This is a genomic window from Rhodovulum steppense (assembly GCF_004339675.1).
Classification (GTDB): Bacteria; Pseudomonadota; Alphaproteobacteria; order Rhodobacterales; family Rhodobacteraceae; genus Rhodovulum; species Rhodovulum steppense.
Genome location: NZ_SLVM01000001.1, coordinates 104,058 through 127,615 on the forward strand (window position 1 = coordinate 104,058; position 23,558 = coordinate 127,615).

Here is a 23,558-nt window from a genome sequence, read left to right on the forward strand (position 1 = left end):
GGCGGATTGCCGCTCACGAAATATCAACGGTTTAGACGATGCAGCTCATGCGTCACATCAGGAGCGAAAGGCAAGGGGCTGTCCATCCGGACCCGCCCGGTCGGCATGAACCTGCTCACCAAGCGCCAGTTGCGCCGCCGCAAGACGGGCCACGGGCACCCGGAACGGCGAGCAGGAAACGTAATCGAACCCCGCCGCGCGGCAGAAGGCGATGGATTCGGCATTGCCGCCATGCTCGCCACAGATCGACAGCGTGACCCCGGGCCGGGCCTCCCGGCCGCGCTCGGCCCCGATCCGCAAAAGCTCGCCCACCCCCTCGGCATCGAGGATATGGAACGGATCCTCGGCAAAGACCCCCTGCTTGACATAGGACCCCATGAACCGCCCCGCATCGTCGCGCGACAGCCCATAGGTCATCTGCGTCAGGTCGTTCGTGCCGAAGCTGAGAAAGGCCGCATGCTGCACGATATCGCCCGCGCGCAGCGCCGCGCGCGGCGTCTCGACCATGACACCCAGCCGATAGTCGAAATCCACCCCCCGCTCGGTGCGCACGGCGGCGGCCAGCGAATCGATCCGGGTCTTGACCAGTTCGACCTCGCGCATCGCCGAGACCAGCGGGATCATGATCTCGGGCACCACCGGATCGCCCTGGCGGCTGGCCTCGATCGTGGCCTCGAAGATCGCGCGCGCCTGCATGTCGTAGATCTCGGGAATGGTGATCCCCAGCCGCACCCCGCGCATCCCCAGCATCGGGTTGAACTCGCTCAGCGCCTGCACCCGGCGCTGCACGTCCGACACCGGCATCCCCAGCGCCTCGGCCAGATCGCGCACGCCCTCGCGCGATTGCGGCAGGAATTCGTGCAGCGGCGGGTCGAACAGCCGGATGCAGACCGGCAGCCCCTGCATGATCTCGAACAGCCGCTTGAAATCGGCCCGCTGCATCGGCAACAGCCGCGCCAGCACCGAGGCGCGGTCCTGCGCCCGGTCGGCAAAGATCATCTCGTGCATCACCGTCAGCCGGTCGGCCTCGAAAAACATGTGCTCCGTGCGGCACAGCCCGATCCCCTCGGCACCGAAGCGGCGCGCGGTCTGGGCGTCGGCGGGCGTGTCGGCATTGGCCCGCACCCCGATATCGCAGGCCGCCTCGGCCCAGCCCATCAGCGCCTGGAACGCGTCGTCCAGCGCCGGTTCCAGCATCTTGACCGGCCCCAGCAACACCTGCCCGCTGGTGCCGTCCAGCGTGACGATATCGCCCTCGTGCAGCTTGTGACCGCCCGCGGTAATCAGCACCCCGTCGCGCCGGTTCAGCCGCATGTCCGAGATGCCGACCACGCAGGGCACGCCCAGCCCGCGGGCGATCACCGCCGCATGGCTGGTCATGCCGCCCCGTTCGGTCATCACGCCCGCGGCGGCATGCATGCCGCGGATGTCCTCGGGCGTGGTCTCGCGGCGCACCAGGATGCAGGGCTCGCCGCGCGCCGCGCTGGCCTGTGCCGCGGCCGAGCCGAACACCAGCCGCCCCGTCGCCGCGCCCGGACTGGCCGCGATGCCATGCGCGATCACATGGCGCGGCCCGGTCGGATCGACCTGGCTGTGCAGCAATTCGCTGACCGCGCGCGGCTCGATCCGGCACAACGCCTCTTCGCGCGGGATGATCCCCTCATCGGCCAGCATCACCGCCATGCGCACCGCCCCGCGCGCACTGCGCGGCACCCGCAGCGCGTCCAGCACCCACAGCCGACCGGCCTCGATGGTGAAGTCGATGCGCATTTCCTCGCGCAGGTTCAGCCGGCAGGTGTCGCCATAGCGGCGCAGCCGGGCGACCAGGTCGGGGCAGCGGTCCTCCAGCGCCGCGCCGCGCGGATCGCGGGTCAGGAACAACGCCCCCTCGCGCGCCGAGATCGCATCGCGGCCTTGGCTCTGGGACAGGTAGCGGCCCACGATCCGGCGCTGGCCCGTCACGCTGTCGACGAACTGGATCACGCCCGAGCCGCTTTCGCCCGGCCCCACGCCCAGCACCATCGCCTGCACGAGCATGCCCAGCCCGGCCTCGGCCGGCGCCCCCTTGGCCTGGCGCAGCAACCGCGCGGTCGTGCCCTCCCAGGCCCGCGCCATCGAGCGCAGCACCTCCAGCAATTGCCGCCCCGGATCCTGCGGAAAGGGGTCGTCGGTCTCCTCGGCATAGGCGTCGAGTGCGGCGCGCAGCGCGTCCCTCGACGGGGCCTCGGGCTCGAACATGTCGGGGTCCAGCCGCGCCACATGCACCGCATAGGCCTGGATGAAGCGCAGGTAGAGCGCATTCGCCGCCGTCTCGCCATGCGTCGCGCACAGCGCCGCATGGCGGCTGTCATTCATGCCGATATTCAGGATCGAGGCCGGCCCGCCCCAGTCCTGGTTCTCGGAACTCGGCCGGACCGAGACCAGCGGCGCGGCGCCGAAGACCGACATCAGCGCGGCGACATCGGGCAGCGTGCCCTGTGCGATCCGGCGCACCGCATCGAAGGACAGCGCCACCGTGCGCGGCAACGGCAGGTCCATCCGCACCAGTCGCTGCAGGCATTTCGCGCGCGCACCATGGCGGTCCGCGGCGATGTCGGCCTGCGGCGTTATCTCGGTAAACTCAATGTTCTCCGCGCCTTTCTGCACCGCAGCGTCCTTTCGGTTCCCCGCAGAATACGCCCATCCCCGCGGCTGGCAAGCGAAGCTTGAGGAAACGCTACGCCCCCTCGATCCGGGTCAGGTCGGCCACCGCCCGACAGGTGGCGCGGATGCGGTGCAGCAGGTTCAGCCGGTTGCGGCGCAGGATCGGGTTGTCCGCGTTGATCTGCACCGCCTCGAAGAACGCGTCGATCGGCCCGCGCAGCGCGGCCATCGCGGCCATGGCGGCGGCGAAATCCTCTTGCTGCATCGCAGGACCGATCGCGGCCTCGGCGGCGTCGAGCGCGGCAAACAGCGCCGTCTCGGCCGGATCCTCGGCGAATTTCGGATCGGCGCCGAAACTGTATTCCACCCCGTCCTTCGCCTCGGCCTGCGTCAGGATATTGTTCGCCCGCCGGAACCCCTGGACAAGGTTCTCGCCATCCTCGGTCCCGAGGACGTCGTTCAGCGCCTCGGCCCGGCGGACCAGAAGCGTCAGGTCGTCGGAGTTCGGCATGGCGAGGCAGGCGTCGATGACGTCATGGCGGATGCCCTGCTCGCGCAGGTGGACCTTGAGGCGGTCGTGGAGGAAGGAGAGGAGGTCTTTGGCTTTTGACCCAATTAGTCCGCGTGCGTCGTCCTCCATGAGACGATTCCGGAGATCCACGCCCTTTTTCGACCAATCGTCGCTTAGGAAACTCGTGAGTGGAAAAACTATCTCATCTTGGAGACTGCCCGGAACCTTACGCTCCGAGAGCAAGGTCACATATTTCGCCACAAGTTGCTCAAACAATAGGTCTTTGAGCGAAATACGAGAGCCGTTCCCAAGCAACACTCTTGTTACCCCCAGCGCCGCCCGGCGCAGCGCAAAGGGATCCTTCGACCCGGTGGGCTTCTCGTCGATGGCCCAGAACCCGGTCAGCGTGTCGATCTTGTCGGCCAGAGCCACGGCCACCGAGACCGGCTCGGTCGGCACGGCGTCGGACGGGCCCAGCGGCTTGTAATGCATCTCGCAGGCCGCGGCGATCTGGGGGGGCAGGCCCGCTGCCTCGGCGTAATACCGGCCCATGATGCCCTGCAATTCGGGAAACTCGCCCACCATCGCCGATTGCAGGTCCAGCTTGGCAACCCGCGCCGCCTGTGCCGCCTGATCCGCATCCGCGCCGACCAGCGGCGCGATCTCGCGCGCCAGCGCCTCGATCCGGGCGATGCGGTCGGCCTGGCTGCCCAGCTTGCCGTGGAACGTCACCTGTTCCAGCCCCGCGCGCCAGTCCGCCATACCCGCGCGCGCCACGGCCAGGTCATTGCCCCAGAAGAACGCCGCATCCGACAGCCGCGCGGCCAGCACTTTTCCGTTTCCATGCAGGATGGTTTCGCCATTATCGGGCGTTTCGCGGTTCGCAACTGTCACAAATCGAACAATCCGGCCCGTTCCGGGGTCGCGCACCGAAAAGAACTTCTGATGCTCCTTCATCGAGGTCTGCAACACCTCGGGCGGCAGGCTCAGGAAGTCCTCGCGGATCGCGCCCATCAGCACCACGGGCCATTCCACCAGCCCCGCGACCTCGGCCAGCAAGCCACGATCCTCCACCAGTTCCAGCCCCTGGGCAAAGGCGGCATTGGTGGCCTCGTGCCAGATATGCGCGGCGCGCTCGTCCTGATCCAGCATCACGAAGGCGCGTTTCAGTTTTGCCTGGTAATCCTCGACACCGCTCACCCGGAACGGCGCGGGCGCCATGAACCGGTGGCCGCGGGTGACATCGCCCGCGCGGATGCCGTCCACCTCCAGCGGCACGATCTCGGCGCCCGCCTCGTCGCTCAGAAGGCACAGGATCGACTGCAAGGGCCGCACCCAGCGCAAGCTGCCCGCGCCCCAGCGCATCGACTTGGGCCAGGGGAAATTGCGGATCGTCGCCTCCAGCACCTCGGCCACTATGTCCGCGGCGGGGCGGCCGGGTTTTTCAAGGATCGCGATCCAGACCTGCCCCTTCTTGTCGTCGCGCGCCTGCAACTGATCCTTCGTCAGCCCGGTCGAGCGCAGGAACCCCTCCAGCGCCTGCTCGGGCGCATCGACCCGCGGACCCTTCCGTTCCTCGCGCAGATCGGGGCTGCGGCCCGTCAGCCCCTCGACCGCCAGCACCAGACGGCGCGGCGTCGACCAGGCGCGGGCGGCGGCATAGGTCAGCCCCGCCTCGACCAGCCCGTCGGTCACGCGCCTTTTCAGCGCCTCGCGCGCATCAGCCTGCATGCGCGCGGGAATTTCCTCGGAAAACAGTTCGATCAGAAGATCGGGCATGGGCTGTCCCTATTCGGCCGCGGCCGACGCGTCGCCCGTCCAGCCGCCTGCATTGGTCTCGACAAAGGCATCGGCGCAGCGTTTCGCCAGCGCGCGCACCCGCCCGATATAGGCCTGCCGCTCGGTCACCGAGATCACGCCGCGCGCGTCCAGCAGGTTGAAGAAATGGCTGGCCTTGATGCACTGGTCATAGGCCGGATGCACCATGATGATGCGCTTGCCCGACCGCGGATCCACCTGCGGATGGTCCAGGATGCGGACGCATTCCGCCTCGGCCGCCTCGAAGAAGTGCAGGAGCTTGCCGGTATCGGCCACGTCGAAATTCCAGCGCGAATATTCCTCTTCGGTCTGGCGGAACACGTCGCCGTATTTCAACGGGATCGGCGCGTCGGGGTCGTTGAAGGGCATGTCCATCACATGGTCGATGCCCAGCACATACATCGCCAGCCGTTCCAGCCCGTAGGTCAGTTCGCCCGAGACCGGGCGGCAATCATGCCCGCCGACCTGCTGGAAATAGGTGAACTGGCTGACCTCCATCCCGTCGCACCAGACCTCCCAGCCCAGGCCCCAGGCGCCCAGCGTCGGGCTTTCCCAGTCGTCCTCGACAAACCGGATATCGTGGTAGTCGAAGTCGATCCCGATGGCGGCCAGCGAGCCGAGATAAAGCTCTTGCAGATCGGGGGGCGAGGGTTTGATAAGCACCTGATATTGATAGTAATGCTGCAACCGGTTCGGGTTCTCGCCATAGCGCCCGTCGGTCGGCCGGCGCGAGGGCTGGACATAGGCCGCGGCCCAGGGGCGGCTGCCCAGCGCGCGCAGCGTGGTGGCCGGGTGAAACGTGCCCGCGCCCACCTCCATGTCATAGGGTTGCAGGATGGCGCAGCCCTTGGCCGCCCAGTAATCCTGAAGCCGCAGGATGATCTCCTGGAAACTGCGCGGTTTGCCGTCGCTCATGGCGCATGGGCCCCTTTGCCGGTGAAGACGGGGCCTCAATAGGCAACAGGTGCAACAGGGTCAATCGAACCTGCGCGCCTGACAGAGGTTTGTCGTGCATCGCCCGGCCGCTTTGCTACGGTCCCCGGGTGATTCGCACACGGGGGTGTGGCCGTGGGACTGATGGAGTTTCCGGGACTTATGAAGAGATTTGCTGCCGTTCTGATGCTGATGATCGCCACCGCCCTGCCCGGCTGGGCGCAGGATCCTGTCTGGGTCCAGATCGAGGCCCACCCCACGCTGAACGAGGCCGAGGATCGCGCCCGGAGCTATGCCGGCAGTTTCGGAAATGTCGGCGCCTTCCGGCTGACATCGGGTTGGTACGGGATCGCGCTTGGCCCCTATGACCGGCCCGAGGCCGAGGCGGCGCTGCGCCAGTTGCGCGGCATCGGGTCGATCCCGCGCGACAGCTTCGTGTCGGACGGGGGCGATTTCAGCCAGCAGGTATGGCCCGTGGGCGCCGCCTTGCAAAGCCCGCAACCGCCCGCCGAACCCGCCGCCGCACCCGAACCCGCCGCCCCCCCCGCACCGACGGACCTGCCCGACGAGACCCGGGCCGAGGCGCTGCAATCCGAACGCGCGCTCGACCGCGACGGTCGCGCGCTGATCCAGACGGCGCTGCAATGGAAGGGCCACTACACCCAGGCGATCGACGCCTCTTTCGGGCCGGGCACGCGCAACGCCATGGCCGCCTGGCAGGCCGCCGAGGGGTTTGACCCCACCGGCGTCCTGACCACCCGGCAGCGCGCCGCGCTGATCGCCGCCTATCAGGCCGAGATCGGCCGCCTGGGCATGGCCGCGCTCGATGAACGCGAGGCGGGCATCCGGATCGAGATGCCGCTGGGCCTGGTCGAGTTCGACCGCTACGAACCGCCCTTCGTCCATTTCCGCCCGCGCGGCGACAGCGGGGTGCGGGTGCTGCTGATCAGCCAGCGTGGCGATCAGGCAACGCTTTACGGGCTCTACGACATCATGCAATCGCTGGAAATCGTGCCGCTTTCGGGCACGCGCGACCGCGATGCCACCTCCTTCACGCTGACCGGCCGGAACGACCGCCTGCAATCCTACACCTTTGCCCGGCTGATCGGCGGGGCGGTCAAGGGCTTTGCCCTGGTCTGGCCCGCGGCCGAGGATGAACGGCTGATGATGCGCGCCGCGATGACCATGCGCGAGACGCTTGAATCCGTGCCCAATGCCGCGCTCGACCAGACCATGGGCGAGGCCAGCCCGGAGCAACGCGCCGACATGCTGGCCGGGCTGGAAATCCGCAAACCGGACGAGACCCATTCGGGCTTCTTCGTCGATGGCAAGGGCACGGTCCTGACCGCCGTCAAGGGGCTTGAGTCCTGCAACCGCATCACCATCGGCCACGATGTCGAGATGCGCCTGACGGCCAGCGAGTCCGCGCTGGGACTGGCCGTGCTGAAGCCCATCGTGGCGCTGGCTCCGATCGACTTTGCAAGCTTCCAGGCACGGGTGCCGCGGCTGCGCTCGGACGTGGCGGTGGCCGGCTTTTCCTATGGCGAGGTGCTGGACCTGCCGGTGCTGACCCAGGGCATGCTGGCCGATCTGCGGGGGCTGAACGGCGAGGACGGCATCGCCCGGCTGGAGATCGAGGCGCTGCCCGGCGATACCGGCGGGCCGGTCTTCGATGCCGCGGGCGCGGTTCTCGGCGTGTTGCTGCCTCCCGCCGAGGGCGCGCGCCAACTGCCCGCCAATGTGCGCTACCTGGCCGATATCGCCTCGGTCGGCGCCTTCCTGTCCGGGAACGGCATCGAGATGCGCGCCTCCGAGGCCGAGGGCGCGCTGCCGCCCGCGCTGCTCTCCCGCCGCGCCGCCGACATGACGGTGCCCGTGTCCTGCTGGAACTAGGGGGTATCAGGCGCGCCAGAACTGCGTGGTCAGGATCGCGAAGACCACCAGCAGTTCCAGCCGCCCGATCAGCATGGCCACCGACAGGATCCATTTCGCCGGGGCGTTCAGCCCGGCGAAATTGCCCGCCGGCCCGATATGCTCGCCCAGCCCCGGCCCGATATTGGCCAGCGCCGTCGCCGCCCCCGACAGCGACGTGGTCGCATCCAGCCCCGTCGCACTCAGCAGCACCGCGGTCAGCCCCAGCGTGACCACGAAGAACACGAAGAACGACATCACCGAGGACAGCACGTCGTCATCCACCGGCTGCCCCTCGAACCGCGGCTGGAACAGACCGTGCGGGGCGTGGATCGCCTTGATCCGCACCCGGATCGCCGAGAACAGGATCTGGTAGCGGAAGACCTTGATCGAACAGGTGGTCGAGGCCGAACAGCCCCCGACCAGCCCGACGAAGAAGAACAGGATCATCGGAAAGCTGCCCCAGAGCTGGTAATCGGTGCTGGAATAGCCGGTGCCCGTGATGATCGAGGTGACGTTGAACACGCCCTCCCGGAAGGCAGGCGCCAGCGCATCGCCGTTGCCCAGCACGCGATAGGCCGACATCAGCAGCACCAGCCCCACGACAAGCACCAGAAAGGTCCGGATCTGGCTGTCGCGCCACAGCGGCCGCGGCTCGCCCGCCACGAACTGCACATAGCGCACGAAGGGCAGGCTGGCGAGGACCATGAACACCGCCGCGACATATTCCGCCGCCCCCTGGAACGCCCCGAACGAGGCATCGCGGGTCGAGAATCCGCCGGTCGACATCGTGGTGAGCGCATGGTTCAGCGCATCGAACGGATCCATCCCCGTCGCGCCATAGGCAAAGCCGCAGGCAATGGTCAGCGCGACATAGATCCACCAGATCTGCGAGGCGATCTGCGCCGCGCGCGGCAGCACCTTGCCCGAGGTCTCGAACGCCTCCGAGCGGAAGATCTGCATCCCCCCGACCCGCAATTCCGGCAGGAAGGCCATCGCCACGACGATGATCCCGATGCCGCCGAACCATTGCAGCATCGAGCGCCATAACAGCGTGCCGCGCGGCATCGTGTCGAGTCCGGAAAACACCGTGGACCCGGTGGTGGTCAGTCCCGACATCGCCTCGAAAAAGGCATCCACCGGCCGGGCATCCGGCACGCCCAGCACGAAGGGCAGCGCGCCGAAGACCGGCAGCACCAGCCACACCCCCGAGGTCAGCAGAAAGGTCTGTTGCAGCGTCAGCCGGTCCCCGACCCCGTTGGCGCAGGCCAGCGCGACCAGACCGCCGGTCAGCCCGGTGATGATCGCCGATTCAAGGAAGGCCCGCCAGTTCGGGTTCCCCGCCGCCATGTCCACAACCATCGGCAACAGCATGGTCGCGCCCAGAACGGCGACCAGCAGGCCGATCACATATCCGACAGGACGCGGGTCAAACATGACGCGCAGGCTTGGCCGGGCGCGTCGTGGCTGTCAAGCGGCGCCTCAGCCGTGATGGATCAGCGTGGCGAACAGCTTGGGGTCCAGGCTTTCGGCGGCAAAGGTCGGCCCCTCGGTCAGGACGCTGACCGCGTCATGGCTGTGCAGGCTTTCCTGATGGCTGGCCACCACGCGGAAATCGCCGATCCGCGGATCGCGCTCCAGCGCCTCGCAGAACAGCCGCGCGGCATCCTCGACAAAGATGGGATGGGCCGCGTTCAGTTCCGCGAATGCCTGTTCGTCCTCGCGCTTGACCATGACCTGGGTCTCGGTCGGCACCGCCGAGCGGCACAGCTCGATCAGATCCTCGAACCACAGGCAGGGCGCATCCGCATCCAGCACCACCGAGATCCGCGCCACCGAGCGTTGCGAATGCGGCGTCGCCAATTGGCCCCGCTCGCGACGCGCATGTTCGGAAAGTTCAAGCGAGCAGGGGCAGGTCGAGGAATACACATAGTCCATGTGCATGATCTTCTTGACCACACCGGCCTGTTCCACCAGTTCCAGCGCGAAGTCGTAATATTGGAATCCTTCAAGCCCCGAGCGCAGCGAGCGGACCTTCATCGGGAAGGAAAACCGCATCATGATGCGCGCGTCAAAGCTGTCCAGATCGCTCTTGTAACTGTCCAGCGCCGCCTCGATCACCTCGAAGCTGAAGGTCCGTTCGGCATGCGCATAAAAGCTGCGCATGATGCGGGACATGTTGATGCCCTTCTTCTCGGCCTCCAGGCTGACCGTGCCCGTGACCGAGGTTTCCAGCGTCAGATCGCCATTGTCGCGGGTATGGAAGCGGATCGGCAGGCGGAAATTCGAGATGCCGACATGCTGGATCGGCCGCTTCGCGCCGCGGATCAGGCTGGCGGGGCCGTTCTGCAAATCGGGCATGGTCGCCTTGTAGGCGTCGTCGGCCTGAAAGCCATGGGGATAGGCGCGGCTGAAGGCCGGATAGCCCCCGGCCGGACGCCCCGCGACCAGCGCGGCCAGCGCGGGATCGGCCGTGGCCAGGTCCGACTCGGATGCCGCATCCGCCCAGCGGCGCAGGATCTCCAGCGCGCGCTCGGCCTCCTCGCGCCCGGGCCTTGCGTCGATCTCGCGGTTATGGACATTCATCTTCGGCCCCTCCCTTTCGCATCCATCGTATCCGACGGAGGCTAAAGATGGGCGCCCGCGGCCAAATGTCCACGGCAAATGGCGGTTTTTTGCCGCGCGCCCCGATCAGACCGCATCCAGCGCGGATTTCAGGTCGGAAATCAGGTCGCCCGGGTCTTCCAGCCCGACACTCAGCCGCAGCAGACCCGGCGAGATGCCCAGCGCGGCCTTGCGATCCTCGGGCAGACGCTGATGCGTCGTGGTGGCGGGATGGGTCGCGATGCTCTTCGCGTCGCCCAGATTGTTCGAGATCCGCCAGATCTCCAGCCGGTCGAGCAGCGCGAATGCCGCCTCCTTGCCGCCCGCAAGCTCGATCGCCAGCACCGTGCCGCCCTCGGGGAACAGCGCGTGCTGCGGATGGCTTTGCAGCCCCGGAAAGATCACCCGCGACAGCCGCGCATCGCCTTCCAGCGCCTCGGCAATCGCCAGCGCGCCCGCCGCCTGCGCCCGCACCCGCAGGTCGAGCGTCTCCAGCCCCTTCAGCATCACCCAGGCGTTGAACGGGCTGATCGCGCCGCCGGTATGCTTCATGTAGGTCTCGACCGGCCCGCGCACGATGTCGCGCGGGCCCAGGATCATGCCGCCCAGGCAGCGCCCCTGCCCGTCCACATGCTTGGTGGTGGAATAGACCACCAGATCGGCGCCCTGCTCGATGGCGCGCGAAAAGACCGGCGTGGCAAAGACATTGTCCACGATCACCCGGGCCCCCGCCGCATGGGCCAGCGCCGCCACCGCCGCAATGTCGATCACCTCCAGCGTGGGGTTCGAGACCGCCTCGAAGAACACCACGCGGGTGCCCGGCGTGATCGCGTCGCGCCACTGGTCCAGGTCGGTGCCGTCGACAAGGGCCACCTCGACCCCGAACCGCGGCAGGATCTCTTCGAGGATATGCAGACAGGATCCGAACAGCGCGCGCGCCGCCACCACCCGGTCGCCCGCCCGCACGCTCGCCATCAGCGCGCCATTGACCGCCGCCATGCCGGACGCGGTGGCAAAGCCCGCCTCGGCCCCCTCGATCCCGGCCAACCGGTCCTCGAACATCGCCACGGTGGGATTGCCGTAGCGGGCATAGATGAACTCGTCCGGGCCCGCCTCGATGAACCGCGCCTCGGCCGCGCCCGCGCTGGGATAGTCGAAGCCCTGGGTCAGGAACAGCGCCTCGGACAACTCGCCATACTGGCTGCGCCGCGCCCCGCCATGCACGCCTTGCGTCCGCTTCGACCACTTGCCCGCCATCGCCCGCGCCCTCCGCGCAAAGAAAAACCCCCACCGTCCAAGACGTCGGGGGCTGGGCCCTGACCTCTTTAGCGGGATGTTTAACGTGGCCCGCAATCCGGTGAACAAATCGCCACGATGGCGTATCTGATAGGCCGTCGCGCAGGATGCGTCAAGCCGGGCGGCACCCGCTCAGGCGCCGTCCTTCTTCTTGCCCTCGGTCCCGTATCTCTCGAACAGCTTGCCCTGCGTCATGAAGAAGACAAAGATCGCGATGGTCAGGCCGAAGGTCTTGAAATTGACCCACATATCGGTGGACATCGTGCGCCAGATCACCTCGTTCAGCACCGCAAGCCCGGCGAAGAACGCGGTCAGCCGCCGGGTCAGGATCATCCAGCCCGCCCGCTGCATCGGCACCACCTCCTCCATCACGAATTGCAGGTAGGACTGCCCGCGCAACAGCCCCACGCCCAGCACCCCCGCGAACAGCAGATAGATGATCGTCGGCTTCATCTTGAAGAAGCGTTCGTCGTTCAGCCAGACCGTCAGCCCGCCGAACACCACGACCAGCACCGCCGTCGTGACCTGCATCTTCGAGATATGGCCCGTCAGCCGCCACAACAGACCCGTGGTCAGCAGGATCAGCGGGATGAACCCCGCGGTCGCCAGCACGAAGCCGTCATAGTCCGTGCCCGCGATGGTAAAGACCTTCTCGCGCAGCATCAGATACGCGACGAAGAAGGCCGCGATCGGGCCAAGCTCCAGCGCCAGTTTCAGGCCGGGATTGATCGGTTTCCTGTCATCCATCGGGCGTCAGCCTCCCATCTCGACGATCACGGCGCCTGCCGCGATCAATGCCATCAGCGCCAGCCGCCGCGGCCCGACCGTCTCGCGCAGGACCAGCCAGCCGATCAGCGCCGCAAACACGGTCGAGGTCTCGCGCAGTACCGCCGCCTGCCCCACCTTGTCCAGCCGCGTCGCCAGCATGACCGCGCCAAAGCTGAAGAACGCCACCACGCCCCCCGCCAGCCCGCGCAGCATCAAGGGCCCCAGTTCAGGCCGATGCGCCATCCGTGCCCAGCGCGCGGCGGCCAGCCAGGGCATCACCGTCAACCCGTCGATGAAGAAGAACCACGCCAGAAAGGTGAACGGATCCGCCGTGGCCCTTATGCCATAGGCGTCATAGGTGGTGTAAAGCGCCACGAACCCGCCGGTCAGCAGCGCCAGCATCAGCGCGGGTTTCAGCGTCTCGCGGTCCAGTTGCCAGTGGATCAGGTTATAGGCCGCCAGCCCGAAGATCCCCGCCAGCAGCACCGCCACCCCCAGCCACTGGACCGGCGTGAACACCTCGCCGAACAGCAGATAGGCCCCGATCACCGTGAACAGCGGCCCGGTCCCGCGCACCACCGGATAGACCACCGTATAGGCACCGCGCGAATAGGCATGGCCCTGCGCGATCTTGTAGCCCAGATGGATCACGAAGACCCAGGCAAAGATCGGCCACATATGCGGCTCGGGCCAGGGCACCACGAACAGCGCCAGCGGCGCCGCAATCGCGCCATAGCAGAAATCGATCGCCCCGCGCGACAGCCAGGGATCGTGCCGCCCCTTCTGCAACGCACCAAAGACCGCATGCAGCACCGCCGCCATCAGCGCCAGCATCACCGCGACCCGATGCCCGGTCGCGGTCCCCTCGATCGAGATCAGCCAGTCGGTCATCGCCGGCCCTGACGACCCCTAGGCATCCAGCCCCGCCAGCGCGCGCGCGAAATCCTCGGGCTCGAAGGGGGCCAGGTCGTCGATCTGCTCGCCCACCCCGATGGCATGGATCGGCAGGCCGAACTTGTCGGCCAGCGCGACCAGAACGCCGCCCTTGGCGGTGCCGTCCAGCTTGGTCATCACCAGCCCCGAAACATCCGCCAGCTTGCGGAAGATCTCGACCTGGGTAACCGCGTTCTGCCCCGTGGTCGCATCCAGCACCAGCAGCGTGTTATGCGGCGCGGTCTCGTCACGCTTGCGGATCACGCGGACGATCTTTTCCAGTTCCGCCATCAGGTCCTGCCGGTTCTGCAACCGCCCCGCCGTGTCGATCAGCAGCAGGTCCGCGCCCTCCGCCTCGGCCCGCGCCATCGCGTCAAAGGCCAGCGAGGCCGGGTCCGTGCCCTGCGCCGCCGTCATCACCGGCACGCCCGCGCGCTTGCCCCAGACCTGCAACTGCTCGACCGCGGCCGCGCGGAACGTGTCGCCCGCGGCGATGATCACCGACTTGCCCGCCGCGCGGAACTGGCTGGCCAGCTTGCCGATCGTCGTGGTCTTGCCCGAGCCGTTGACGCCCACGACCAGCACCACCTGCGGTTTCTTCGGGTAAAGCGGCATCGGCCTTGCCACGGGCTCCATGATCCGGGTGATCTCGTGCGCCAGAAGCTCCTTGATCTCCTCGACCGACAGCCGCTTGCCGAACCGGCCCTCGGCCATGTTCGCCGTCACCCGCATCGCGGTGTCCACCCCCAGATCCGAGGTGATCAGCAATTCCTCAAGGCTTTCCAGCATGTCGTCGTCCAGCTCGCGCCGGATCACCGTCTTCTTGCGGATCGTGCGGCCCAGGACGCGGCCAAGGAACCCGCGGCGCGGCGCCTCCTCCTCTTCCTCGACCTCCTCGACGACCCCGCCCCGCTCCAGCGCCTCCAGCGCCGAGACGCCGCGCTCATAGGGCATCTCGACCGGGCCTTCGGGCGGCGGCACCTCCTGCGGCGTCCAGTCGGGCAGTTCGACGGGCGGCGCGGGCAGTTCGACGGGCGGTGGCGGCGGGGTCTCGGACGGCGCGGGCGGCAATTCCACCGGCGCCGGTTCCGGTTCGGGCTCGGGCAGCGGCAGCGGTTCCGGCTCCGGTTCGGGCGCGGGTTCCGGCTCGGGCTCGGGTTCGGGCAAAGGCTCAGGCTCGGGCGGCAGCTCCGGCTCCGGCTCGGGCAGCGGCTCCGGCTCGACCGGCGGCACCGGCAGAGGTTCGGGTTCCGGCTCGGGTTCGGGCAGCGGCTCCGGCTCGGCCGGTAGCTCGTCCGTCAGGACGGGTTCCCGTTCCGGCTCAGGCTCTTGCGCGACTTCGGACAGCGGCTCCGGTTCGGCCTCGGCCAGAACCTCCGGCTCCGGCAACGGTTCAGGCTCGACCGGCACCTGTCGTTCCGTCTCGGGCAGCGGCTCCGGCTCTTCTTCGGCTTCGGACTGCGGCTCCGGCTCGACCGGTTCTTCCCGTTCCGGCTCCGGCTCCGCTTCGGGCTCGACCGGCACCTCCCGTTCCGCTTCGGGCTCCGGCGACGGCTCGGGGTCTTCCCCGGGTTCGGGCTCCGGCTCGACCGTCAGGACAGGTTCCGGCTCCGGCGTCGGGGGAATGGCTTCGGCCTCGCGCATGGGCGCGGCTGGCTCGGCCCCGATTTCGGGGGCGGCGGCGGTGTCGGCGGCGGCCTCGTCCGGTTCCTCGGCCAGCGCGCCCGCCGGTTCGGCCTCGGCCGATTCGGTCGGCGCCTGTTCCGCGACCGCGTCCGGCGCGGGCATCTCGCCCGCCTGCCCGGCTTCGGGTTCGGGCGCAGGCGGCCAGGCGGGCGCAGGCGCCCATCCCGTCACAGGCTCGGGCGCAGGCGGCCAGGCAGGCGCGGGCGCCCAGCCGGTCGCCGGTTCGGGCTGCGGTTCAGGCTCGGGCTCGCGTTCCGGTTCGACCGGAGGCTCGGGCAGAGGTTCCGGTTCCGGCTCGGGTTCGGGTTCGACCGGCGGTGTGGGCAGAGGTTCCGGCTCGGGTTCGGGCGCAGCTTCAGGTTCCGGCTCGGGCTCCGGCTCCGGTTCGACCATGGGCACGGGCGGATGTTCCGGCTCCGGCAAGGGCTCCGGTTCGGGCGCGGCTTCGGCCTCGGCCCGGGGCGGGGCGGCGGGCAGGGCCGCGCGCTGCACCGGCTCGGGCGGGACCGCAAGCGCGGCCCCCAGCAGCAGCGGCGCATCCGTCGCCTCGGATCCGGGCGCCTCGGCCTCGCTTGCCGCGCCGGGGCCGGATTGCTCGGGACCGGGCTCCTCGACCTCGATCTCCTCTTCCCGGCCGCCCTCGCGCACGATGGCCTCAAGCCCCTCCTCGATCTTCGAGGACGAGCCCCGCAGCCTGTCCCTGAGCTTCTTGAAGAACGCCATCTCGCCTCCTGCGCCCCCGCGTCCGCGCCTGCCCTGACCTATGCGCAAACGCGCCCCATTGGAAGAGGGCCACCCCGCCCCCAGGGTCACGGCCGCCCCATCCTGCCCGCTGACCGGCACGCGGACGATGCCGCCTGCCGCCGCACCCCGGCCACTGGCCATTCCCGCGCCGCTCTGGCAGACTTCAACCATGACAAGAGAAGGAAACGGAATGCGCGCCCTCCTGACCGCCCTGCCCCTGGTCGCCGCCCTCGCCACGCCTGCCCTTGCAGCCGAACCCCAGGCGATGAGCGGCGAGGAGTTCGAGCGCTACGCCACCGGCAAGACCCTGTTCTACGCCTCCCGCGGCCTTGCCTACGGGGCCGAGCAATATCTCAGCGGGCGTCGGGTGATCTGGACCTTTCTCGACGGCGAATGCACCGAAGGCACCTGGTACGAGCAGCAGGGCCAGATCTGCTTTGTCTACGACCACCGGCCCGACGATCCGCAATGCTGGAGCTTCTACCGCTCGCCCACGGGGCTGATGGCGCGGTTCGAGAACGACCCGATGCAGACCGAACTGATCGAGGTCGAACAAAGCCGCGAGCCGCTGATCTGCACCGGCCCCGAGGTCGGCGTCTGAGCCGACCGGCTCAGAACAGCGTGCCCTGATCCGGTGGATCGCCGGGCTTGCGCGGCCGCTTCGGCGCCTTGTCGGCCGGGGCACCGATGGCAAGCCTGCCATCCCGGAACTCGATCTCCAGCGCCCCGGCGGTTTCGGCGGCGGTTTTCGTGGTCACGACGCGGCCATCGCCCCGCACCACCGCGAATCCGCGCTTCAGCGTTTCCTCATAGCCAAGCCCCAGACGCACCCGGTCAAGCGCATCCAGCCTGGTGCGGCGCCGCTCGATCCCCGCCTCCATGGCCGCGGCCAGCCGCCGGTCCAGCGCGGCCAGCACCTGCCCGCGCGCCGCGATCTGGCGCCCCACCGCCTCGGGCCGCAGCCGCGCGGCGCGGGCGTCAAGCTGCTGTCGGCGCAGGGCGATCAGCCGCTCCAGCGCGGGCGCCACCCGCCCCGCCCGGTCCTCAAGCCGCCAGGCCTCCTGCGCGATCCGCCGCCTCAGCGTCGCGGGGCGCAAGGCCGCGGCAGCCTCGGACAGGCGCAGCCGCTCGCGGCTGACGCGGGCGCGGATCGCCATGGGCAGCCGCTCCGACGCGCGGTCCAGCCGCTGCGCCGCCGCCTGCACCAATGTTTCGGGCCGCGGCAGCGCGCGCGACAGATCGGCCAGCCGCTGACGGCGCTGGCCCAGCGCCCGGGCAATCGCCTGCGAACGCCGCGCCTCGAACCCGTCGATCCCGGCCAGCAGGTCCAGCCGCACCGGCACCGCCATCTCGGCGGCGGCCGTGGGCGTGGGCGCGCGGCGGTCGGCGGCAAGGTCGATCAGCGTGGTGTCGGTCTCGTGCCCCACGGCCGAGATCAGCGGGATCTCGGACGCGGCCGCGGCGCGCACCACGATTTCCTCGTTGAACCCCCACAGATCCTCCAGGCTGCCGCCGCCGCGGGCGACGATCAGCAGATCGGGCCGCGGGATCGGACCGCCCGGGGCCAGCGCGTTGAAGCCGCGGATCGCGCGCGCCACTTCCGGCGCACAGGCCGCCCCCTGCACCGCCACGGGCCAGATCAGCACCCGGCGCGGAAAGCGGTCGCGCAAACGGTGCAGGATGTCGCGGATCACCGCGCCCGAGGGCGAGGTCACCACCCCGATCACCTGCGGAAGATAGGGCAGCGCCCGCTTGCGCTCGGCGGCGAACAGCCCCTCGGCGGCCAAGGCGGCCTTGCGCTTTTCCAGCATCGCCATCAGCGCGCCCAGCCCCGCGGGCTGGATATCCTCGATCACCATCTGATAGCGCGACTGCCCGCCGAACGTGGTCAACCGCCCCGTGGCGATCACCTCCATCCCCTCCTCGGGCTGGGTGGCGAGCCGCGCCGCGGCGCCCTTCCAGATCACGCTTGCCAGCACGTTGCGGTCGTCCTTGAGGTCCAGATAGACATGGCCCGAACGCGGACGGCTGACGCGGCCCACCTCGCCGCGCACGCGGATATGGGTGAACGCGCCCTCGATCGTGCGCTTCACCGCGCCCGAGATTTCCGAAACGGTGAATTCCGGCGCATTGCCGCCCGGCCCCTCGTCCTCGATCAGGTCGGACATCATCCGCGCACCCCCAGATCCTTCCGTGCCGCCGCGATCACCTCGACCAGCGCATCATTGGTGACGGTCGCGCGCTCGATCTGCCGTTCCACGGCGCTGTCCTTGCCGCGGGCCAGATCCATGCCGCGGAAATAGCGCCGGATCGCCTCCTGGATCTCGGGCGACATCAGCACCAGCCCCTCATTGGCGAGGCCGCGCAACCGCTGGCGCGCTTCCTCGTGGTCCCAGGCGGTGCGCATGGCCGCCTCCGCATCCTGCGCCCCACCCTCGCTCTCGTCCTGCAAGGCGGCATCCTCGATCTGCTTCAACCGGCCCAGCGTGGCGACAAGGTCCTGGTAGAATCCCGCCTTCTTCTCCCACCACTGCCGGCTGCGCAAGCGGCGCAGCGCAACAAGGCCGGGCAGCCAGATGCCCAGCCCGATCGCCGCCAGCGCGACGACCAGATCGCCCAGCATCGCCGGTCCGAAAAGCTCTGCCCATGCCATCCGTCGTTGCGCCTCCGCCCGGGGAATCCGAGTTGCCTCTGCCGCGCGGCGAGCCTAGAACGCCCCGGGTCGAAGGCCAAGCGGAGAGCCCCATGAATATCCTGATCCTCGGCGGCGGCGGGCGCGAACATGCGCTGGCCTGGGCGATCCAGCAGAACCCCAAATGCGACCGCCTGATCGTGGCGCCGGGCAATGCCGGGATCGCCGCGATGGCGGAATGCGCCGCCCTGAATATCGAGGATGGCGGCGCGGTCGCGGTCTTCGCCGAGGAGAACGCCGTCGATTTCGTGGTGATCGGCCCCGAGGCACCGCTGGCCGCAGGCGTGGCCGACCGGCTGGCGGCGGCGGGCATCCTGTGCTTCGGCCCCTCGCAGGCCGCCGCCGCGCTGGAAAGCTCGAAGGCGTTCACCAAGGCCATCTGCGACGCAAGCGGCGCACCCACCGCCGCCTATGGCCATTTCACCGAGGCCGAGGCGGCCAGGGCCTATGTCCGCGCGCAGGGCGCCCCCATCGTGGTCAAGGCCGACGGGCTGGCGGCCGGCAAGGGCGTGATCGTGGCCGGAACCCTGGCCGAGGCCGAGGCGGCCATCGACGAGATGTTCGGCGGCAGTTTCGGCGGCGCCGGCGCCGAGGTGGTGATCGAGGAATTCATGGAGGGCGAGGAAGCCTCGTTCTTCGTGCTCTGCGACGGCGAGACCGTGCTGCCGATCGGCACCGCGCAGGACCACAAGCGCGTGGGCGAGGGCGATACCGGCCCCAACACCGGCGGCATGGGCGCCTATTCCCCCGCCCCGGTGATGACCGATGCCGTCTGCGCCCGCGCGCTGGACGAGATCGTGCGCCCCACCATGGCCGAGATGGCCCGGCGCGGCACGCCCTATCGGGGCGTGCTTTATGCCGGGCTGATGATCGCGGACGGCCGCCCGCGGCTGGTGGAATACAATGTCCGCTTCGGCGATCCCGAATGCCAGGTGCTGATGATGCGGCTGGGGGGCCAGGTGCTGGACCTGCTGCTGGCCTGCGCCGAGGGGCGGCTGGCCGAGGCGCGGGTGAACTGGTCGGACGATCACGCGATGACGGTGGTGATGGCCGCCAGGGGCTATCCCGGGGCCTATGAGAAGGGTTCGGTCATCGGCGGGCTGGACGCGCTGTCCGAGGACAGTGCGCATATGGTCTTCCATGCCGGGACCGCCGAAGCCGGTGGTCAGGTGGTGGCCACGGGCGGGCGGGTGCTGAACGTCACCGCGCGGGGCGCGAGCCTGGCCGAGGCGCGGGAGCGGGCCTATGGCATGGTCGACCGGATCGACTGGCCCGGCGGGTTCTACCGCCGCGATATCGGCTGGCGGGCGCTTTGAGGTCGGCGGGGTCAGGGGGGCCGTCTGCCCCCCTCTTGGCCTGACGGCCAATTCACCCCCCGAGGGTATTTCCGCCAAGAAGAAACACAGGCCCTTGCCACCCTGTCAGTCCCGGCAGCCCAGCGCCCTGCGAAAGCCCGTCGGCGTGGCGGGCAGATCCGTGGGCCGGGTCTCGATCCGGTCGGTCGTGAGCCGGGCGAGGACGATCCGCGACCAGTCGGGGCTGGCGAGCACCAGTTCGGGGCTTTGGCCGCAATCGCGCAGGCCACCCGAGATGGATCGGTCGCCGATGCGGTGATTGGTCAGGCCCGGGATCGAGGCGATTTCGGTCAGGCGGCGCGCCTCGAAGCGCCAGATCCGCAGGATGCGGGCAAGGTGGGGGCGGTCGATCAGGGCGATCTCGATCCGCCCGTCGCCGTCCAGATCGGCCGCGCCCACGGGGGCGAGCCAGCGGTGGCGCGTGCCGATGAAGGGGGTGGCGGCGATCAGCCCGTTTTCGCCGTAGATCGACAGCCTTGCGCCGAGGGCGAGGTCGCTTTCCACGACGATCACCTCGGGGGCGCCGTCGCCGTCGAGGTCGGCCAGGCGCGGGGCGGTGTCCTCGAAGACGCGGGTCCCGGGCAGGACCAGGCGGCGGATCGTGCCGTCGGCCAGGCGCAGTTCCAGCGCGCCCCATTCCACCGCATCGCCCAGGACGCCGTGATCGTGGCGCGTCGTGGGCTGGTCATAGCGGGCCGAAACGACCTGGGCCGCGGCGGGCGCGGCGAGAAGGGCGGCCGCAAGAAGGGCCGCCCAGCCCATCAGATCTGCTTTTCGGGCATCTGCACGATCAGCCCGTCAAGCGCGTCGGTGACCTTGAGCTGGCAGGTCAGGCGCGAGCGTTTCGGGTCGGTTTCATACGCGAAATCAAGCATGTCGGCCTCCATCTCCTCGATCGGGGGCAGCCGGGCGACCCAGTCGGGATGGATATAGGCATGGCAGGTCGAGCAGGCGCAGGCGCCGCCGCAATCGGCGTCGATGCCGGGAATGGCGTTGTCGCGCGCGCCTTCCATGACGGTCAGGCCATTGGCGACCTCGACCACATGCTGGGTGCCGTTGAACTCGATATAGGTGATCTTCGCCATGCCGGGCGTGCCTCCTGTTGTCCGGATCGAGGCCCAGATACGCGAGGCGGGAGGGATTTTCCAGCGAAAGACGAAGGCAGCCCGCAGGTCGGGATCCGGCGACCGGAAATCCCCCCGCGTTCCGGCGGACCGGCCCAGAGCCGCGCCCCGCATCGGGGCTGGGCAAGGCCCGCATGCTGGCGTATCCGGGCGCGGGGGAAGGTCGAGTTGCCCCCGTCACCGAACCGGAGTCCGAGAATGATCGCAGACACCCCCGGCCTGATGGACGAGATCCGCAGCCGCTTCGCCCATGTCGAGACCTGCCCCTTCGAGGGCAGGCGCATCTTCTTCGAGAATGCGGGCGGCGCGCTGCATCTGAAATCGGTGGTCGAGACAAGCGCGTTCCACGCCGCGATCCCGGACAATCCCGGGCGGGTGAACGCGGCCGGCACGCGGCTGCAGCAGATCATCGAGACCGGCAAGGCCGATATGCGGCTGTTCTTCAACGCGCAGGATGGCCGGGTCTTCGTCGGCGAAAGCGGGACGGAACTGCTGTTCCGGCTGGTGCGCGCCGCCGCGCTGGGCACCGAGGCGGGCGGCGCGATGATCGGCTCGACGCTGGAACATCCCGCAACCGCCAGCGCGCGGGCGCGCTGGGCCGGGATCACCGGGCGCGCGGTGATCGAGGTGCCGCATGACGATGCGACGGGGACGGTCGGGGTCGAGGCCTATCGCGCGCATCTGACGCCCGATATCCGGGTCGCGACGATCCTGCACACCTCGCCCGTCACCGGCATGGCCGTCGATGTGGCCGCCATCGCCGCCGCGATCCGCGAGGTCGCGCCCGCGGCGCTGATCGTGGTGGACGGCATCCAGCATGCCAGCCATGGCGCGGTGGACGTGGCCGCGCTGGGCGTCGATGGCTATGCGGTCTCGCCCTACAAGATGTTCGCGCGCCACGGCTATGGCGTGGCCTGGGCCTCGGACCGGCTGGGCGCCTGCGCCAAGGACAACCTGGCGGGCGGGCCCGCGGAAAACTGGGAACTGGGCACGCGGGATGCGGGCGCCTATGCGACCTTTTCCGACGTGGTTTCCTATCTCGACTGGCTGGGCGGGCAGGTCTGCGACAGCCCGGACCGCCGCGCCCGGCTGGAGGCGGCAGGCCGCGCCATCGCGGCGCAGGAGGGGCGGCTGGCCCGGGCGGTGATCGGCGGCACCGGCAACCTGCCCGGTCTGGGCGCGATGGCGGGGATCACGCTGATCGGCGGCAACCGGGTCGAGGGGCGCGAGGGGGTGGTGTCCTTCCGGGCGGCGGGCCGGGACTCGCCCGCGCTGGTCGAGCATCTGCGGCAGAACGGCATCCGGGTGCATACGCGCAAGGCGGATCACTATTCGGGCAATGTGCTGGTCCCGCTGGGCATGACCGATTGCGTGCGGCTCTCCTTCAGCCATTACAACACCGAAGCCGAGGTCGCACGGTTTCTCTCGGTGATGCAGGCGCTGACGGGCTGATCCGGGTGGAAGTTCGCGCTCGACCTTGACGGGGCGGGCGGGCTAGTCTGGCCGCGCCCCTGCCCCGAAAGGCCCCCCTCCCGATGACCGATCCCCCCGACCCCGGCCCCGACCTGGAAACGGTCTTCGCCCGCTACGAGGCATTGCGCGACCGGCTGCCCGGGGCGGCGTTCGATACCGAGCCGCAGCTTGCGGCCACGCTGGAGGATGTGGCCGACCGCTTCGACGGCTTCGTGCTGGATGCGTTCGGGGTGCTGAATCTGGGCGAGACCCCGATCCGGGGCGCGGTCGCGCGCATGGCGCGGCTGCGCGCCATGGGCAAGCGGCTCTGCGTGCTGACCAATGCCGCCAGCTATCCGCGCGCGGCAGCCGAGGCCAGGCTTCGCCGCCTCGGCTTCGACTTCGCCGCCGATGAGGTGGTCTCGAGCCGCGACATCGCCGCGGCACAACTGCACGCGATCGCGCCGGGCGCGCTCTGGGCCGCGATCTGCGCCGAGGGCGACGACTTCGCCGACATCCCGGCCCTTGTGGCCGATGCGATGGCCGCGCCCGAACTGCTGGTGCGCGCCGACGCGATCCTGTTCCTGTCCGCGGCACGCTGGACCGAGGCCTGGCAGGACCGGCTGGTCTCGGCGATCGAGGCCCTGCCGCGTCCGGTGGTGATCGCCAATCCCGATCTCGTCGCCCCGCGCGAGGGGCGGCTCACGATCGAACCGGGCTGGTGGGGGCACGACCTGGCCGACCGCACCGGGCAGATGCCGCATTTCTTCGGCAAACCCTATGGCGATGCCTTCACCGCCGCGCGGATCCGGCTGGGGCCGGGGCGGCATGCGATGGTGGGCGACACGCTGCATACCGACATCCTGGGCGGGCGGGCGGCGGGGGTAAGAACGGTGCTGGTGGCCGGTCACGGGCTTTTCGCGGGCCACGACGTCGCCCCCTTCATCGCCCGGTCCGGGATCCGGCCCGACGCCATCGTGGCCACGACCTGAGGCCCCTGACCCGCCGCCCTCCTTCTTCTTGGCCGGAAATACCCCGGGGGGAGTCCGCAAGGACGGGGGGCAGCGCCCCCCTTGCCCCGCGCGCCG

The 23,558-nt window shown here is 69.3% G+C and carries 18 protein-coding genes and 1 riboswitch; of the genes, 5 read left to right on the plus strand and 13 right to left on the minus strand.

Translation table 11 applies throughout. The features are described from left to right. Nucleotides 1-57 precede the first annotated feature (57 nt). From EV216_RS00555 to EV216_RS00565, 3 genes are all read right to left on the minus strand, one after another. Nucleotides 58-2,646: a putative PEP-binding protein gene (locus EV216_RS00555; RefSeq protein WP_132693112.1), complete on the minus strand. Its 2,589-nt coding sequence runs from the start codon at nucleotides 2,644-2,646 to the stop codon at nucleotides 58-60. 70 nt (nucleotides 2,647-2,716) lie between these two features. Further along, nucleotides 2,717-4,933, minus strand: coding sequence for a glycine--tRNA ligase subunit beta (glyS, locus tag EV216_RS00560; protein ID WP_132693113.1), 2,217 nt, complete (start codon nucleotides 4,931-4,933; stop codon nucleotides 2,717-2,719). Between the two features lie 9 nt (nucleotides 4,934-4,942). After that, nucleotides 4,943-5,887: a glycine--tRNA ligase subunit alpha gene (locus EV216_RS00565; protein WP_132693114.1), complete on the minus strand. Its 945-nt coding sequence runs from the start codon at nucleotides 5,885-5,887 to the stop codon at nucleotides 4,943-4,945. Nucleotides 5,888-6,034: 147 nt separating this feature from the next. Between EV216_RS00565 and EV216_RS00570 the strand changes: the two genes are divergently transcribed. Further along, nucleotides 6,035-7,798, plus strand: coding sequence for a serine protease (locus EV216_RS00570; protein WP_243641920.1), 1,764 nt, complete (start codon nucleotides 6,035-6,037; stop codon nucleotides 7,796-7,798). A 6-nt stretch (nucleotides 7,799-7,804) separates the two neighbouring features. Here the strand turns inward: EV216_RS00570 and EV216_RS00575 are convergent, their stop codons facing one another. The 6 genes from EV216_RS00575 to ftsY form a co-directional block, all read right to left on the minus strand. Next, complete coding sequence (locus tag EV216_RS00575) at nucleotides 7,805-9,253, minus strand: TrkH family potassium uptake protein (RefSeq protein ID WP_132693115.1); 1,449 nt, start codon at nucleotides 9,251-9,253, stop codon at nucleotides 7,805-7,807. 45 nt (nucleotides 9,254-9,298) lie between these two features. Continuing rightward, nucleotides 9,299-10,402 (minus strand): GTP cyclohydrolase FolE2, encoded by a 1,104-nt coding sequence (folE2, locus tag EV216_RS00580; RefSeq protein ID WP_132693116.1) that lies wholly within the window; start codon nucleotides 10,400-10,402, stop codon nucleotides 9,299-9,301. A gap of 105 nt (nucleotides 10,403-10,507) precedes the next feature. Next, nucleotides 10,508-11,677: an O-succinylhomoserine sulfhydrylase gene (metZ, locus tag EV216_RS00585; RefSeq protein ID WP_132693117.1), complete on the minus strand. Its 1,170-nt coding sequence runs from the start codon at nucleotides 11,675-11,677 to the stop codon at nucleotides 10,508-10,510. 47 nt (nucleotides 11,678-11,724) lie between these two features. Beyond that, a riboswitch (SAM riboswitch) is annotated at nucleotides 11,725-11,803 on the minus strand. 45 nt (nucleotides 11,804-11,848) lie between these two features. Beyond that, nucleotides 11,849-12,463: an inner membrane-spanning protein YciB gene (locus EV216_RS00590; protein ID WP_132693118.1), complete on the minus strand. Its 615-nt coding sequence runs from the start codon at nucleotides 12,461-12,463 to the stop codon at nucleotides 11,849-11,851. A gap of 6 nt (nucleotides 12,464-12,469) precedes the next feature. Further along, nucleotides 12,470-13,375 (minus strand): EamA family transporter, encoded by a 906-nt coding sequence (locus EV216_RS00595; RefSeq protein WP_132693119.1) that lies wholly within the window; start codon nucleotides 13,373-13,375, stop codon nucleotides 12,470-12,472. A gap of 18 nt (nucleotides 13,376-13,393) precedes the next feature. After that, the gene (gene ftsY / locus EV216_RS00600) at nucleotides 13,394-14,719 is read right to left on the minus strand and encodes a signal recognition particle-docking protein FtsY (RefSeq protein ID WP_243641926.1); all 1,326 of its coding nucleotides are present in this window, start codon (nucleotides 14,717-14,719) and stop codon (nucleotides 13,394-13,396) included. A 1,318-nt stretch (nucleotides 14,720-16,037) separates the two neighbouring features. Between ftsY and EV216_RS00605 the strand changes: the two genes are divergently transcribed. Continuing rightward, entirely contained in the window at nucleotides 16,038-16,448 is a 411-nt protein-coding gene (locus EV216_RS00605) for a hypothetical protein (protein WP_132693120.1), read from the plus strand. A 10-nt stretch (nucleotides 16,449-16,458) separates the two neighbouring features. Here EV216_RS00605 and xseA read toward each other — a convergent pair whose 3' ends face one another. Beyond that, nucleotides 16,459-18,015 (minus strand): exodeoxyribonuclease VII large subunit, encoded by a 1,557-nt coding sequence (gene xseA, locus EV216_RS00610; RefSeq protein WP_132693121.1) that lies wholly within the window; start codon nucleotides 18,013-18,015, stop codon nucleotides 16,459-16,461. Then, nucleotides 18,015-18,500, minus strand: a complete 486-nt coding sequence (locus EV216_RS00615; protein ID WP_132693122.1) for a hypothetical protein — start codon at nucleotides 18,498-18,500, stop codon at nucleotides 18,015-18,017. Before EV216_RS00615 ends, xseA begins: the two co-directional genes overlap by 1 nt. Before the next feature lie 92 nt (nucleotides 18,501-18,592). Here EV216_RS00615 and purD point away from each other — a divergent pair, with 92 nt between their 5' ends. Continuing rightward, complete coding sequence (purD, locus tag EV216_RS00620; RefSeq protein ID WP_132693123.1) at nucleotides 18,593-19,855, plus strand: phosphoribosylamine--glycine ligase; 1,263 nt, start codon at nucleotides 18,593-18,595, stop codon at nucleotides 19,853-19,855. A 105-nt stretch (nucleotides 19,856-19,960) separates the two neighbouring features. On the opposite strand, the gene EV216_RS00625 is transcribed toward purD, so the two are convergent. Together EV216_RS00625 and EV216_RS00630 are read right to left on the minus strand one after the other, a co-directional pair. Continuing rightward, nucleotides 19,961-20,656 carry an FG-GAP repeat domain-containing protein gene (locus tag EV216_RS00625; RefSeq protein WP_132693124.1) on the minus strand — a complete coding sequence of 232 codons (696 nt, stop codon included), beginning with the start codon at nucleotides 20,654-20,656 and terminating at the stop codon, nucleotides 19,961-19,963. Continuing rightward, nucleotides 20,656-20,979, minus strand: a complete 324-nt coding sequence (locus EV216_RS00630) for a 2Fe-2S iron-sulfur cluster-binding protein (RefSeq protein ID WP_132693125.1) — start codon at nucleotides 20,977-20,979, stop codon at nucleotides 20,656-20,658. Before EV216_RS00630 ends, EV216_RS00625 begins: the two co-directional genes overlap by 1 nt. Before the next feature lie 237 nt (nucleotides 20,980-21,216). On the opposite strand from EV216_RS00630, the gene EV216_RS00635 reads away from it, so the two are divergent. Both EV216_RS00635 and EV216_RS00640 read left to right on the plus strand, forming a co-directional pair. After that, nucleotides 21,217-22,470 carry an aminotransferase class V-fold PLP-dependent enzyme gene (locus EV216_RS00635; RefSeq protein WP_132693126.1) on the plus strand — a complete coding sequence of 418 codons (1,254 nt, stop codon included), beginning with the start codon at nucleotides 21,217-21,219 and terminating at the stop codon, nucleotides 22,468-22,470. 83 nt (nucleotides 22,471-22,553) lie between these two features. After that, entirely contained in the window at nucleotides 22,554-23,462 is a 909-nt protein-coding gene (locus EV216_RS00640; RefSeq protein ID WP_132693127.1) for an HAD-IIA family hydrolase, read from the plus strand. The last annotated feature ends 96 nt before the right edge of the window (nucleotides 23,463-23,558 follow it).

Coding starts and splice junctions, on each gene's coding strand:
- glyS (WP_132693113.1), bottom strand. CDS start 4,933: ATGCCCGATCTTCTGATCGAACTGTTTTCCGAGGAAATTCCCGCGCGC.
- EV216_RS00565 (WP_132693114.1), bottom strand. CDS start 5,887: ATGAGCGACGGCAAACCGCGCAGTTTCCAGGAGATCATCCTGCGGCTT.
- EV216_RS00575 (WP_132693115.1), bottom strand. CDS start 9,253: ATGTTTGACCCGCGTCCTGTCGGATATGTGATCGGCCTGCTGGTCGCC.
- folE2 (WP_132693116.1), bottom strand. CDS start 10,402: ATGAATGTCCATAACCGCGAGATCGACGCAAGGCCCGGGCGCGAGGAG.
- metZ (WP_132693117.1), bottom strand. CDS start 11,677: ATGGCGGGCAAGTGGTCGAAGCGGACGCAAGGCGTGCATGGCGGGGCG.
- EV216_RS00590 (WP_132693118.1), bottom strand. CDS start 12,463: ATGGATGACAGGAAACCGATCAATCCCGGCCTGAAACTGGCGCTGGAG.
- EV216_RS00595 (WP_132693119.1), bottom strand. CDS start 13,375: ATGACCGACTGGCTGATCTCGATCGAGGGGACCGCGACCGGGCATCGG.
- EV216_RS00605 (WP_132693120.1), top strand. CDS start 16,038: ATGCGCGCCCTCCTGACCGCCCTGCCCCTGGTCGCCGCCCTCGCCACG.
- xseA (WP_132693121.1), bottom strand. CDS start 18,015: ATGTCCGACCTGATCGAGGACGAGGGGCCGGGCGGCAATGCGCCGGAA.
- EV216_RS00615 (WP_132693122.1), bottom strand. CDS start 18,500: ATGGCATGGGCAGAGCTTTTCGGACCGGCGATGCTGGGCGATCTGGTC.
- purD (WP_132693123.1), top strand. CDS start 18,593: ATGAATATCCTGATCCTCGGCGGCGGCGGGCGCGAACATGCGCTGGCC.
- EV216_RS00625 (WP_132693124.1), bottom strand. CDS start 20,656: ATGGGCTGGGCGGCCCTTCTTGCGGCCGCCCTTCTCGCCGCGCCCGCC.
- EV216_RS00630 (WP_132693125.1), bottom strand. CDS start 20,979: ATGGCGAAGATCACCTATATCGAGTTCAACGGCACCCAGCATGTGGTC.
- EV216_RS00635 (WP_132693126.1), top strand. CDS start 21,217: ATGATCGCAGACACCCCCGGCCTGATGGACGAGATCCGCAGCCGCTTC.
- EV216_RS00640 (WP_132693127.1), top strand. CDS start 22,554: ATGACCGATCCCCCCGACCCCGGCCCCGACCTGGAAACGGTCTTCGCC.